This window comes from Oceanobacillus sp. GQ8, from assembly GCF_059758495.1.
On record NZ_JCAXEV010000006.1, the window covers coordinates 82,025 to 95,411 of the forward strand.

The 13,387-nt window shown below is 39.0% G+C and carries 14 protein-coding genes; 1 reads left to right on the top strand and 13 read right to left on the bottom strand.

Annotation, left to right across the window (positions count from 1 at the left end):
- Positions 1 to 231: 231 nt before the first annotated feature.
- The 11 genes from AC6CHS_RS17550 to fni form a co-directional block, all read right to left on the bottom strand.
- The gene (locus tag AC6CHS_RS17550) at positions 232 to 975 is read right to left on the bottom strand and encodes a SurA N-terminal domain-containing protein (RefSeq protein ID WP_498238026.1); all 744 of its coding nucleotides are present in this window, start codon (positions 973 to 975) and stop codon (positions 232 to 234) included.
- A gap of 329 nt (positions 976 to 1,304) precedes the next feature.
- Positions 1,305 to 1,742 (bottom strand): VOC family protein, encoded by a 438-nt coding sequence (locus AC6CHS_RS17555; protein ID WP_498238027.1) that lies wholly within the window; start codon positions 1,740 to 1,742, stop codon positions 1,305 to 1,307.
- A gap of 212 nt (positions 1,743 to 1,954) precedes the next feature.
- Entirely contained in the window at positions 1,955 to 2,899 is a 945-nt protein-coding gene (locus AC6CHS_RS17560) for a siderophore ABC transporter substrate-binding protein (protein ID WP_498238028.1), read from the bottom strand.
- Between the two features lie 196 nt (positions 2,900 to 3,095).
- A complete protein-coding gene (locus AC6CHS_RS17565; RefSeq protein ID WP_036577084.1) occupies positions 3,096 to 3,851 on the bottom strand; it encodes an iron ABC transporter ATP-binding protein in 756 nt (251 codons plus the stop codon).
- A complete protein-coding gene (locus tag AC6CHS_RS17570; RefSeq protein ID WP_498238029.1) occupies positions 3,845 to 4,795 on the bottom strand; it encodes an iron chelate uptake ABC transporter family permease subunit in 951 nt (316 codons plus the stop codon). Before AC6CHS_RS17570 ends, AC6CHS_RS17565 begins: the two co-directional genes overlap by 7 nt.
- Positions 4,785 to 5,738 (bottom strand): ABC transporter permease, encoded by a 954-nt coding sequence (locus tag AC6CHS_RS17575; RefSeq protein ID WP_498238030.1) that lies wholly within the window; start codon positions 5,736 to 5,738, stop codon positions 4,785 to 4,787. The genes AC6CHS_RS17570 and AC6CHS_RS17575 overlap by 11 nt, the downstream gene beginning before the upstream one ends.
- 353 nt (positions 5,739 to 6,091) lie before the next feature.
- On the bottom strand, positions 6,092 to 6,808 hold the full coding sequence (locus AC6CHS_RS17580; RefSeq protein WP_498238031.1) for a DsbA family oxidoreductase: 717 nt from the start codon (positions 6,806 to 6,808) through the stop codon (positions 6,092 to 6,094).
- A 102-nt stretch (positions 6,809 to 6,910) separates the two neighbouring features.
- Positions 6,911 to 7,726: an MBL fold metallo-hydrolase gene (locus AC6CHS_RS17585; protein ID WP_498238241.1), complete on the bottom strand. Its 816-nt coding sequence runs from the start codon at positions 7,724 to 7,726 to the stop codon at positions 6,911 to 6,913.
- 118 nt (positions 7,727 to 7,844) lie between these two features.
- Complete coding sequence (locus AC6CHS_RS17590; protein ID WP_498238032.1) at positions 7,845 to 8,306, bottom strand: DUF2188 domain-containing protein; 462 nt, start codon at positions 8,304 to 8,306, stop codon at positions 7,845 to 7,847.
- Positions 8,307 to 8,368: 62 nt separating this feature from the next.
- Positions 8,369 to 8,608 carry a hypothetical protein gene (locus AC6CHS_RS17595; protein ID WP_498238033.1) on the bottom strand — a complete coding sequence of 80 codons (240 nt, stop codon included), beginning with the start codon at positions 8,606 to 8,608 and terminating at the stop codon, positions 8,369 to 8,371.
- A gap of 719 nt (positions 8,609 to 9,327) precedes the next feature.
- The gene (gene fni, locus AC6CHS_RS17600; protein WP_498238034.1) at positions 9,328 to 10,389 is read right to left on the bottom strand and encodes a type 2 isopentenyl-diphosphate Delta-isomerase; all 1,062 of its coding nucleotides are present in this window, start codon (positions 10,387 to 10,389) and stop codon (positions 9,328 to 9,330) included.
- 191 nt (positions 10,390 to 10,580) lie between these two features.
- Between fni and AC6CHS_RS17605 the strand changes: the two genes are divergently transcribed.
- Positions 10,581 to 11,129, top strand: a complete 549-nt coding sequence (locus tag AC6CHS_RS17605) for an HD domain-containing protein (RefSeq protein WP_498238035.1) — start codon at positions 10,581 to 10,583, stop codon at positions 11,127 to 11,129.
- A gap of 45 nt (positions 11,130 to 11,174) precedes the next feature.
- On the opposite strand, the gene rsgA is transcribed toward AC6CHS_RS17605, so the two are convergent.
- Complete coding sequence (gene rsgA / locus AC6CHS_RS17610; protein ID WP_498238242.1) at positions 11,175 to 12,212, bottom strand: ribosome small subunit-dependent GTPase A; 1,038 nt, start codon at positions 12,210 to 12,212, stop codon at positions 11,175 to 11,177.
- A 293-nt stretch (positions 12,213 to 12,505) separates the two neighbouring features.
- The gene (locus tag AC6CHS_RS17615; RefSeq protein WP_498238036.1) at positions 12,506 to 13,330 is read right to left on the bottom strand and encodes an aldo/keto reductase; all 825 of its coding nucleotides are present in this window, start codon (positions 13,328 to 13,330) and stop codon (positions 12,506 to 12,508) included.
- Positions 13,331 to 13,387: the final 57 nt, after the last annotated feature.

The window sequence follows — 13,387 nt, forward strand, 5'->3', positions numbered from 1 at the left end:
CGGTTGCACCGGGATAAAAGAGGCAACTTAGGGACGCCTAAACAGCGCTACAGGAATACTTCATTAATTGCCAAGCTCACACTACAAATGATACAAAAATGCCGAATAATTACTAGCCTAAAGGCTTTGATGTAATTATTCGGCATTTCTTTTAATCAATTTTTATCTCGCTTCTTTCTTATAATGAATACTTCAAGGTTCCTTTCATTATAAGAAAAGAGCTATCGCTATTTAGATTAACGTCTCTACTTCTGCATCTTCTTTTAGTTCAGCTACTTTACTCTGTAGCTCAGTTGCAGTTTTTTGCTGTGTTATCTGATTTTTAATAGTCGGCTCTAAATCTTCCAATTTACCAACTTCCTGATCACCACTTTGTTCTTTCAACTTGTTGTAATATTCTTCAACTTCTTCATCTGTTACCTTAATATCTAACTCAGATTCCACGTATTTATTGGTAATCAAGTCATCAGCAAGCTGTCTTTTAAAATCATCTTCGGACAACTGAAACTGATCAAGAACTGCTGTTAATTGTTCGCCATTCTCTTCCTTAATAGTGTCAAATTCGGTTTGCACTTCCTCATCTGTCACCTCTAAACCTAGCGTTTCAGCTTCTTGACGAATCAATTGTTGTTCGATTAGAACATTAACGGCCTGTTCTTTGACTACTTCCGTATCCGATACATCTTGTCCACTTCCAGCCATTTGGGTTTTCAACATGCTATATACTGAATTATAGCTATCTCCCATTACCTCCGTACCATTCACAGAAACTACTGCTTTCTCAGGATCAAGTTTTTCTTCTTCTGTTATCTCCGCTGATTGCTGTGCCTGTTCATTTTCCCCTGCTGCACTTTCTTCCGTTTGTGCATTATCTTCTTGTGCATTTTCCTCGGACTCTTCTGATGAATCATCATTACAAGCCGCCAATACTATAGCTAAAGTTAGTGCAAAGCCTAACAAAATCAACTTCTTCATCAACTAATCCCTCATTTCATTATGTTGTTCCTTCATTCAAACATACTTTTCTACCACTTATCAAGTGCCAGGAAAGGCGATAACCCTTGAAAAAGCTGTTTTGACAGGGTTTTCAAACAAACGTAACATTTCGGTAACAATCTGAACCGCCTTTCCCTTCATTCTGCCACATTTTGCGACAACTCATTAATGCACTCCTTTAGATACTTTAGAAAGCGCTAAACAAACTATAAACGGAGAGTAATCACTTTAACGTTTCCACTGGCCCGCTGCAACAGTTACCATGAGAGGGTGCACTTCTATGTGATCCTACCTTTAAAACCTAATATTTACCCTATTTTCTCCGCCAATTCTAAAATAATTCCTTCTGGGCCACGAACATAGCATAACTTATAAGTATTTTCGTAGTTTTGTATCTCACCGAAAAGTTCTGTACCTTTCTTCTGTAAATTGGCTACTACAGCTTCTATATCTTCAACAGCAAATGCAATATGCCTGATCCCTAAGGTATTTGCAAAAGATTGCTGAATACCTTTTTCATCTGTCGGTGTATGAAATTTAACCAGTTCCAACGTTGCCTGACTATCCGGCAACCCTAACATTACAACCGTCTCTCTCACGTCACTAAGCCCTATAATTTGTTCTACCCACTTACCTTCTACTTCTCCTTCCCCTAACATTTCAAGCCCAAAATCTAGGAAAAATTCTTTAGCAGCAGAGAGATCATTTACGATTACACCTACATGGTCTATTCTTTTGATCTTCATACTTATACCTCCAACTCCCTATTTTAAAAATATTCCGCATTTTTTATAAGTATATCAGTTGTTCTTACTGTCCTCACCAAATTTATTAAATTAAACACATTATAGAACCTAAGTTCCCAACAATCGTTATATCGACAAACATCAATATGGTCTTAATACAAAAAAGCTTGCAGAAAAACACACGGTTTCTCTACAAGCTCTTAATTAAAGTTTTATTCTAAGCTGGACTCGATTTGTTTTACCATTTCGGACACAGACACAAGTCCGCCTCCAGATAGATACCAGTAATCAGGGTCCAAATAAACGATATTATCATTCTCATATGCTTTGGTTCCTTTAACAAGATCATTCTCTACTAATTGCTTAGCAGCTGAATCTCCTCCGATTGCTGCTCCTCTGTCGACTACATACAATCGGTCTGGGTCTTGCTCCACAACATATTCAAAGGAAACATTCTGACCATGTGTAGAAGCTTCAATACTCTCGTCTACTGCTGGCACACCAAATACGTCATGAATAATACCAAAACGAGAATTTTGACCGTATGCACTGATCTTGTCATCATTAGCCAAAATAATTAGCGCCTCCTCATCAGCTGTAGAAGCCTTTTCATTTATTCCAGCAATGGAATTATCAATTGCTGCAAGCTCTTCCTCAACTTGTTCCTGTTTGTCAAACAGTTCTCCAACCTTATTCATGTTATCTTTAAATGATTCCATGTAATTCGTTGTATCTACACCTAAATAGATTGTAGGAGCAATCTCTTCAAGCTGGTCATATACTGCTGCTTGACGTCCTGAAATTAAAATTACATCTGGATTGATTTCGGAAATTTTCTCGAAATCTGGCTCTTTTAAACTTCCGATATTTTCGTATTCATCCCCATTATACTTTTCAAGATAGGAAGGAATGTTTCCTTGTGCAACACCCGCTACATCAACGTCTAGCTTATCAAGGGTATCTAGAATTCCAAAGTCAAATACGACAACCTTCTCCGGATTCTTCACAACCTCAGTATCTCCATATTCATGGGAAATCGTGATCTTCTCAGAACTCGCTTCCTCTCCATTACTTCCTTCACCACTAGCGTCATTTCCACAAGCTGCCATAACAAGCGCTAAAAGTCCCATTACAAACATAATCGTAAACTTCTTCATATTAAATTCTCCTCGATATTTGGTTTTTAATCCAGGCTTCATTCCCTGGCCTATAATTTGTAAGCATATATATTTACCAGTTTCTCTGTTTCATATAAAATACAAGTACGTTGATTCCTTTATATTGGCATTGCATTCCCGTGCAGTTTGCCTTTATAAGGGTTTTTTTCTTTTCATCAAACAGTGCTGAAGTCATTTAAAAATAGACACATATTCTGCGGTCATCAATATTTTTAATATCAATGTCCATATCATATATTTCTTTAAGTACACACTCATCAATCACATCACATGTGCGGCCTGTTTTAGCAATCTTTCCATCCTTTAATGCCACAATATTATCCGAGTAACAGGAGGCAAAATTGATATCGTGTATCACGATTACAATCGTCTTTCCCCATTCGTCTACTAGGCGACGCAATGTTTTCATGATCTGTACAGAATGTCGCATATCCAAATTATTTAGTGGTTCATCAAGCAGAATATATTCTGTATCCTGTGCAATTACCATGGCAATATGGGCACGTTGCCTTTGGCCTCCACTAAGCTCATCTAGGAACTTATGTTGCATTTCCCGCAACTCCATGTAGTCAATTGCTTCTTCCACTTTTATCCAATCTTCCTTCGTTAGCTTTCCTTGCGAATATGGAAAGCGCCCAAAGGAAACGAGTTCTCGCACTGTCAATTTTAAATTTATGCCATTTGACTGTTTTAAAATCGAGATCTTTTTGGCTAGCTCATTGTTTTTTGATTTGAGTATGTCTTTCCCATCAATGGTTATATCCCCATTATCTCTTGTAATCAAGCGACTGATCATGGAAATAAGCGTACTCTTTCCAGCACCATTTGGACCGATAAAGGAAGTGATTTTTCCTTTTTCGATATGTAAAGAGACATCTTCGATTACTTTTTTCTCGTTATATGACTTGAAGACATTTTTGATAGTTACCATGATTTATTCTCCTTTAACAAAAGATAGATGAAGTAAATTCCACCAATAAAGTTAATGATGACACTTATAGTCGTCTCAAATACAAACACTTTTTCTACAAGGAACTGCCCACCAAGAAGTGCAATAATACTGATTAACATAGAGCCGATAATAATGTAAAAGTGTCGATATGTTTTTAAGAATTCATATGCGACATTGACAACAAGTAGGCCGAGGAACGTAATTGGTCCAATAAGTGCTGTTGCGACAGAAATCAGTATCGCAACAATGATTAACAGCCGCTTTACTACATAGTTGTAAGGTACCCCAAGATTAATAGCGTCATCCTTACCAAGTGCCAGAACATCCAAATACTTATAAAATCTGGCAAAGTAGAGTGCGACCAGCACCAGGATTACAATTGATAAATAGACAAGGTCTGTATTTACGTTATTAATACTGGCAAACATCCTGTCCTGCACTAACGAAAATTCATTTGGGTCAATAAGTACTTGCATAAACGATGTTAAACTACCAAAAAAGGTTCCGAGAATCATCCCGATTAGCAATAGAAAGTAAATATTGCTCCCCTCACTCTTAAATAGCCATCGATATAGAATAAGTGAAAATATTACCATCATCCCTATTGAAACGAGGTAGTTAACCTCACCACTTAACATCACAAGTGATCTCGAGCCAAGAACAAAAATAATAATGGTTTGAATCAGCATATACAGAGAGTCAAGCCCCAGCACACTAGGTGTTAGAATACGATTATTGGTAACAGTCATAAAAAGGGTGGTCGCGAACGCAATAGCCCCGCCTGTCATAATTATCGTTACTACTTTAATGATCCTTCTAGGTAAAATATAGCCTATATTTCCAGTCAGATTGTAAAAAATATACAAACATGCAAGAGCCAATGCGATAACGGCAAGTATGATTGTTTTCTTTTTATAGCCCATATTTTCTTCTCCTTAGCAGCATGTAAATAAAGATCGCACTGCCAATAACACCAACAGTCAGGCTAATTGGAATTTCATATGGATAGATAATGATTCTGCCAATAATGTCACACATTAAAACAAATATCGCTCCAAGCAATGCAGTATGTACCAGGCTTTTCTTAAGATGATCGCCCTGATAAATGGTAACAATATTCGGAACAATCAATCCAAGAAATGGAATAAGCCCGACTGACAATACGACTGATGCCGTTACAAGAGCTACGATTACTAAACCCAAATTGACAACCTGACGATAGTTTAGGCCAAGGTTACGAGAGAAGTCTTCTCCCATTCCAGCAATGGTAAACTTATTCGCATATAAGAAAGCCATTATCAAGATAGGGATACTAATAAACATCAATTCATAATTCCCTGACATTATCATCGAAAAGTCACCTTGCATCCAACTGGACATATTCTGAATAAGATCATGACGGTAGGCGAAAAATGTTGATGCGGAACTGATAATATTCCCAAACATAAGACCTACTAAAGGAATGAAAATCGTATCCTTGAACTTGATTTTCTCCAATATTTTCATAAATATAAACGTGCCCAAGAGTGCAAAAACAAAAGATACTAGCATTTTTTGTAATGGGCTTGCTGATGCAAATACCATCATCGACACAAGGACGCCTAGCCGTGCAGAATCCAACGTACCCGCTGTTGTTGGGGAAACAAATTTATTTCTGCTGAGTTGTTGCATGATTAACCCGCATATACTCATGCTCATTCCCGCAATGAGAATACTAATTAATCTTGGTAGTCGACTGACTAAAAGTATGTTAGCCTGCTCTGGTGTTAAATGGAATAAATCCAATGGTGTTACATTCGATACTCCGATAAACACAGAGGTTATGGAGAGCACACCAAGGATCAGGATGTAATAACGTATTTTCATAATGACCTTCTCTTTCTATGTCTAATGCCGTATTTCTTGTTCCCCTATCATTCATCAATAATGATATTCATTATCAATTAGCCTGTTTTTTATTATAACAGATTATAAGACCCCGTCAATATATTGCGAGAGGTTTTCCATATTTCTGTCTTTTTTCCTAGTTAATTCTTCTTGGATACGATAGTAAAAAAGCTTGCATTCTCTCGCCTTCTAGCGGATGTGTACGTTTTTAAATACATGGTTTTCTAAATTTCATCTACAATGTCTCTGCTTCCTGGGTAAAATTTCATGCATTTCGAACGTACAAAAAAAGTCTGTGGAGAACCTCCACAGACTTAGACTTTCATATTTTATTATTCCGTTTCACAACCCTCATCCGTACAGTACGTCGTTTTGGACTGTTTGGGATTTAATGATGTTAGTACCGGCTTCTCTTTTTCTTCTTGCCAAACTGTTTCAAGGACTTCTGTGAAGACCTCAGGTGGCTGAGCACCAGAAACAGCATACTTTTCATTAAATACGAAGAAAGGAACTCCTTCTACTCCTATTTGACGAGCCTGCTCTTCATCTGCCCGGACATGAATGGCATAATCATCTACTTTCAGTAAGGTCGTTACCTCATCTTCATCAAGCCCAATTTTTGATGCTAGGTCAATTAGCGTCGTGTGATCGCTGATTAACTTAGATTCTGTGAAATAGGCATATAGTAGTCGTTCAGTCATTTCTTTACCCTTGCCTTGTTCTGCTGCATATTTAGCAACACGATGTGCATCGAACGTATTTGTATGCTTCATTTCATCAAAGTTATATTGTAGTCCTAATTCCTTTGCTTGTTTCCCCATATCTTCATTCATTTGCTTCGCTCTTTCTACCGGCATATTATACTTTCCGGCAAGTAGCTCATGAATCGTTTTATCAGGGTTTACTTCTGCATTGGGATCAAGCTCATAGCTTTTGTATATTACACTTACTTCTTCTTTATGAGGAAATGCTTCTAGTGCTTTTTCCAATCTACGTTTTCCTATATAACAAAATGGACATACAAAGTCTGACCAAATTTCAATTTGCATTTATTCCACCTCATTTCTGTAAATATTGTAGCATAGCTTCCTATTTCAATTGAAGTATTGTGCTTGTTTTACAGAAGTCAGAATGTCTTGAAATAAAGCTATCTAATGAAGTTTTCCTTTGTCCACATATTTACCAAAGTCAGGAACAGCCACTTTTTTAAATTCACGGACAAGTCTTTCCATCCCTTTTGTAAGCTTTTCACCTTCCATAGCCGAACCATGTCCGGAGATCATAACGCTTGGCTTAAGGTCTGCTAAGATACGCGCAGACTCCCATGCTGCCTGCCAATCTGTCGTCAAGTACCTCGGTGGACCATTTACCTCTGACTGTTGTAGGAGAACCTTATGAAGAGAATCTTGCCTCACTGTAATCACGGCATCTCCAGAAAATAATAGCCCATCACTTTCCCGGTAAAAGGATACATGGCCAGGGGAATGGCCCGGAGTATGAAACCATTTCCAGTCATCTAGAAAAGGCACCCGCTGATCTGATGGTAAAGGCTCTACATATGCACTTAAATCAATACCCTCATGTGGGTATAGAAAGGACATTTTTGCGAGCATTCCACCTTCCACGTTTGTATCCGGTTCTGGGTAATCTTTTTCACCCTGAAGATATGGTAGTTCTAATTCATGGGCATAAACAGGGACATCCCATTCCTGTATAAGGTCATACAAGCCTCCTACATGATCAAAATGAGCGTGCGTCAGGATTATTGCTGCAGGCTTACTGTTTCGTCCAAATCTGTCTACGACCACTGATTTAATCTCCGGTGCTGCATTTGGTAAGCCAGCATCTACTAACACCCACGTATCACTATTCGGATGCCCAATAAACCCAATATTAACTATTTGGTCTGTATAATAATATACATCTTCTTTTACCTGAATACCCCCACCACTTGTAATGGAAGTCATAGGGATAAATTTATGGTGTTCTTTTGGTCTTTCGTTCTGTTCCACGATATTCCTCCTTCGCCATTTCCCTTAGTATTTGGTAAGGAGTAAAAAAATAATCACTTCCTAAGGGAAGTGATTACGACTCATTTGTATAGTTTTGTTTTTCTTGTACGTCTCCATTCTCTTTATGAATGGTTAAAGATGTTCCTTTATTTTTAGCGATTTCACGCCCACGCTTAATGGCATCCTCTTTGTTATCGAATACATCGCTTGGTTTCTTCGCGTTACTTGATGAAACAGCCCACCCATCTTCGTGGGATAAAACATGTTCACCCTCTTCTAAACGCTTCGGGTTATTATCATATCGCTTTCCCTCTTCAGATCGTTTTGTTGGCTTACCGCTCTCCTCATATTCTTCAACTTCTTTTTTACTTGCGTTATCTCGCCACTCTTTTGCCTGCTCGATGGCTATCGGAATAGCTCTTCCTTCCTCATATCCTTCGTCAAGCATGGAATTGGCAATATCTATTGCCTTCTTCTTTGTTATGTCTGGCAAGTTTTTCATTGAAGACGGGTAATCATTCATGGTCCAGGGCATCTATTTTTCCTCCTAGTTGCTTTTTAAGTATCATACCCTTTCCCTAACGTATCCAAAACCTATCATTCAAAAGCATACTGAAATCTAGCTGGTGCTTCATTTGTTGTAAAGTATTCATCAAGTTCAATTCTATCCCCAGGCTCTAAAGAAATCCCTTCATACGTCTCTTCTTTCAGCAGCGAACCATCTTCGCCATAAATAAGAATTGTTACGTTTCCTGAAAACTCCTCTGAATTATCGTAGTTCCCACCATAAATTTTGACTTCAAAATCGCCGTCTTCATCCTCAAATTGAACCGACATATGCCACTAAATGATCATTTTCGACTTTCCCTTTATTTGTTTGATAAACCTCATCCAGCCCAGCAACATTTCTTCTTCAACCCGTGTGTACCCCTTACTAATTATCGGCAGTTATATCTCTATCTATTTGGGGGAGTCTTACATTATTTCGGATGATGGTGTGCTTCCAGGTCTTATATTGTTAATCATCTCCGCCTACTTATACTTCCACTTTCAAAGAGCACATTTTAGAAAGTCCCTTATGCCAAGGTTCTGGTAGAGAGTTTTATTATTTGCCTTATACATTCTATGTTCGCAGAATAATACGGTACTATTGCAGAGGAAATAACCACGGGGATTCTCGGCGCCTCTATAATTATCATTGCTATCGTATGGATTCCATATCTTTTTGTTGCTAGGTTAAGAAAAACATAGATCAGATCTACCTATCGCTCGTCATCGCCGCTATGATGGACTTTTCTCTCCAATTTATTCTGCACTTTGATCATCATCACCACGATGATGAACTTTCCAACCTGATTCCTTCTGCTTTTTGATCGTCATCACCACCATGATGGGCTTTCCAACCTGATTTCTTCCGCTTTTTAATCGTCATCACCACGATGATGAACTTTCCTCTCTGATTTCCTCCGCTTTTTGCTCATCATCACCACACAGCAAAACATATTGCTCCTGTGGCTCTCATCGAGAAGCTATCCAAATAGAAAAACAGCTGAGGATTATTCCCCGGCTGTCTTATTTAGTAATGATTTCCCCATCACCATGACGCGATCGGTGTTTTTTAATTCATTTAAGGATTTTGTTCCAATCCCAAACATCGTCATTTTTAACTCTAGTTCAATTTGATCCATCGTTCGAATAACAGATTCTGCAGACTCGGTAGCTGCTTGTAGTAGCTGTCTGGCAAAGCCGATTACATCTGCGCCTAGCGTAATAGCCTTCGCTGCATCGACTCCCGTCTTCATTCCACCGCTTGCCACGACAGGAACTGCTGCATCACTACTTTTGACAGATACAATACAATCCTTCGTAGGTAATCCCCAATTATTAAATGCTTCTGCAGCTGCTTTCTTTAATGGATCTTCTGAGCGTAGTTTTTCCACTTGGCTCCAGGATGTCCCACCAGCTCCTGCTACATCAATAAAGGATATTCCAGCATTATAAAGTTTTTCTGCCACTTTGCCATCAATGCCAAAGCCAACTTCCTTGGCACCAACCGGTACAGGGAGTTGCTTGCAAACAGCTTCAATCTTAGGCAGGAGGTTTTCGAAATTCAAATCACCGCCATCTTGAACTGCTTCCTGTAAACTGTTCAAATGTAGCACCAAGGAATCGGCTTCTGTTAGCTCTACAATACGTTCTGCTTCATCTGCTCCATAGCCATAATTCAATTGAACCGCACCTAGATTTGCAATAAGCGGTACAGTAGGCGCCTGCTTCCTAATTAAGAATGACTCCTTATGGGCATCACTCTCAAGTAGCGCTCTCGTCGAGCCTAATGCTACCGCCCAGCCTTTCTCTTCTGCAGCAATAGCAAGATTTTGATTAATTTTTGCGGCCAGTTCACTCCCACCTGTCATCGAACTCACCAAAAATGGCGCCTTAAGCGCTTTATTTAGAAAGGAAGTCTGCAAGTCTATATCTGCAAAGTTTATTTCAGGAAGGGCATTATGTATAAAGGATATTCCTTCTAGCCCTGTTGATTTATTAACCCCCTCCACATTATCATCCAAACAAAGACGGATGTGTTCTGTTTTTCTTCTATTTATACCTTCTTCCACTATGTATGGCCTCCTTAACTAGAACTAAACCAATAATTTTTATTATAGAACCAGTTTACTTGTTTCTATTCCGAAATGAAAGAGAAGACCTACTGGCCGATTTATTATTGCACAGTTTGGGAACAAACCTATACAATAACGATAAACGAAATAGACGGCATACTAACCTATGTATAAAGGAGGCGACAATATTGAGAGAAAGAGCAAAAAAATTTGCCGAAATGGCACACAAGGGACAAACAAGAAAAAACTCCAATGCCCCATATGTAACACACCCGATTAGAGTAGCAGAACGATTAGAGAAAGAAGGATGCAGCGAGGAGCTTATTTGCGCAGCATATTTGCATGATGTTGTTGAAGATACACCTTACGAGATACAGGACATGGAAAATCACTTTGGGAGCAAAGTAGCCGAACTTGTTGCAGCCCATACCGAGGATAAGTCTAAATCTTGGGAGGAAAGAAAACAGCATACAATCGATACCATTCGAAGCGGGTCAAAGGAAGTAAAATATTTGATTGTGGCTGATAAATTGGATAACTTACTAGGGCAAGAACAAGATATTAACCAGTTAGGTCCAGAAGCCGCGTGGAGAAACTTCAACGCTGGCGTAGACAGACAAAAATGGTACAACGAGTCCATTTGTGAAGCAATGTATGTTGGCCTGGAGCAAAAAGATATTCCAACTTACTTTAAGGAATATGAAGATTTGGTCAAACGTGTCTTTCATTTTTCATGAAGTTAGCAAACCCTCTTACAGCGCTGGAACTGTAAGAGGGTTTGTTTATCTTGCTCGATATTTCTTTTTTTGATCTTTACTAATCTGCTTCCATTTATTCTTTTCTTCCATCAAAGCCTTTTGGTTTTGCTTTCTTTTTTCATATGCCAGCTCTCGCTGCAGTTTAAGATAGCTTTGAAATCGGTCCATAGATAATTCTCCATTATCCATTGCTTCTTTCACCCGACATCCAGGTTCGGTGTCATGACGGCAATCCTTGAAACGGCACGCTTCCTCCAGTGCTTCCACGTCCTGAAACGTGGCGCCCATTGCTCCTTCGCCTTCCCATAGTTGCAATTCTCTCATACCAGGAGTGTCAATTAAGAGTGCTCCATTTGGCAAACGAAACATCTCCCTATGGGTTGTGGTGTGCCGTCCCTTACTATCGTCTTCCCTAATACCTCTTGTTTCCTGTATTTCTTTTCCTAAAAGTGTATTAATTAATGTCGATTTTCCTACCCCTGACGAACCTAGCAATGCTCCGGTTTTGCCTGATGGGAGATAAGACAGTAATTGATCCAGCCCTTCTCCTGTTTTTCCGCTAACAGAAATGACGGGAACACCTATCGCGATTTCTTCTGTAGAGGAAATAACCTCTTGAAGTCTCTCCACCGTACACGAATCCTTTTTGGTGAAAATAATTACAGGGGTAGCACCACTTTCATAGGTAGATAGTATATAGCGTTCGAGCCGTCTGCTATTAAAATCATGATCAAGCGCATTAACTATAAATACAGTATCCACGTTAGCTGCTACTAATTGAGCCTCCGTCCGCTCGCCAGCTGCTTGCCGTATAAACTGACTCTTTCTAGGAAGAAGCTCTTTTATCACTGCCTTTTCTTCATCATGGAGCTTCTCTACTACCACCCAGTCACCAACCGCCGGAAAATCAAGTGTCCCAGTGGCAGTATGCAAATACTTCCCGCTCACCTGTGCCAAAAATTCCATATCGCCGTCCGAAAGGCGATAGCTGTTCTTTTGAACGGTTACCACTCTAGCAAGTTTGTCGTGTTCTTCTTTTTCTATAGGTTGGGTCCATCCCATTTTCTCTAAATTCGTCAATCCATTTCCTCCTGTTTTAGAGAGGAACAATCTATTTAACTTGAACGTTCCTCCATTTTGTAGTTATTGGCTTTGAACTCTTTCTTCATTTTATTTGCACTCATAAACCATCACTCCTTCCAAAATGGATAAAACGCCTCGTTACATCTTATCGATTTTTAATGTTAGTGTGAAAAAATATCTCACATCTTATTATTTCGCCTTTACAGCAAAAAATCCTGCTAACATAAAAAAAAGAACCAGATATGCTGCATCTGGTTCTTCTTATGTTTGTATTAACGTTTATTCATTTCACTTGGTTCTGCACCTTTTCTTTCGTTGCGGTCCAGCCCTTTGATATTTTCCATATCTTCCGCACTCAACTCGAAATCAAATACATTAAAGTTTTCTTCAATTCGAGATGGTGTAACAGATTTAGGAATTACAACATTGTTATATTGTAAATGCCAGCGTAAAATAACTTGTGCTGGGGTTTTGCTGTGTTTTTCAGCAATATCTGTTACAACTTTATCTTTTAATACTTCGCCACCTTGCATTAATGGGCTCCATGCTTCTAGATAAATATTGTGCTTGTCACAGAAGTCTTTCAACTCAGCTTGTTGTAAGTAAGGATGGCATTCAACCTGGTTAATGACAGGTACTACCTCACATTCATCCAACAGACGTTGCAAATGATCGATATTGAAATTACACACCCCAATAGCTTTTACTCGACCATCCTTGTACAGTTTTTCTAGTGCTTTATATGTTTCCACATACTCGTCAAATTTCGGTGTTGGCCAATGGATCAAATAAAGATCCACATAATCTAGTCCTAATCTTTCCAGACTTGCATCAAATGCCTTTAACGTATTTTCATAGCCTTGGTCACTGTTCCAGACCTTTGTGGTAATAAACAAATCTTCGCGTGGGACATCTTGGTTTGCAATGGCACTTCCCACACCATTTTCATTTGCATACACCTTCGCGGTATCAATAGAGCGGTAGCCAACTTCAATTGCTTTTTCTACAGCAGGGGTTGCTTCCTCATCAGGTACCTGCCAAACGCCAAATCCAAGCTGAGGCATTTTTAATCCATTATTCAAAGTTACATACTGCATTGTTCAACATCCCTTCCATTGAAATGTCCCTATTTTATCATACTGTTTAGAAAACAC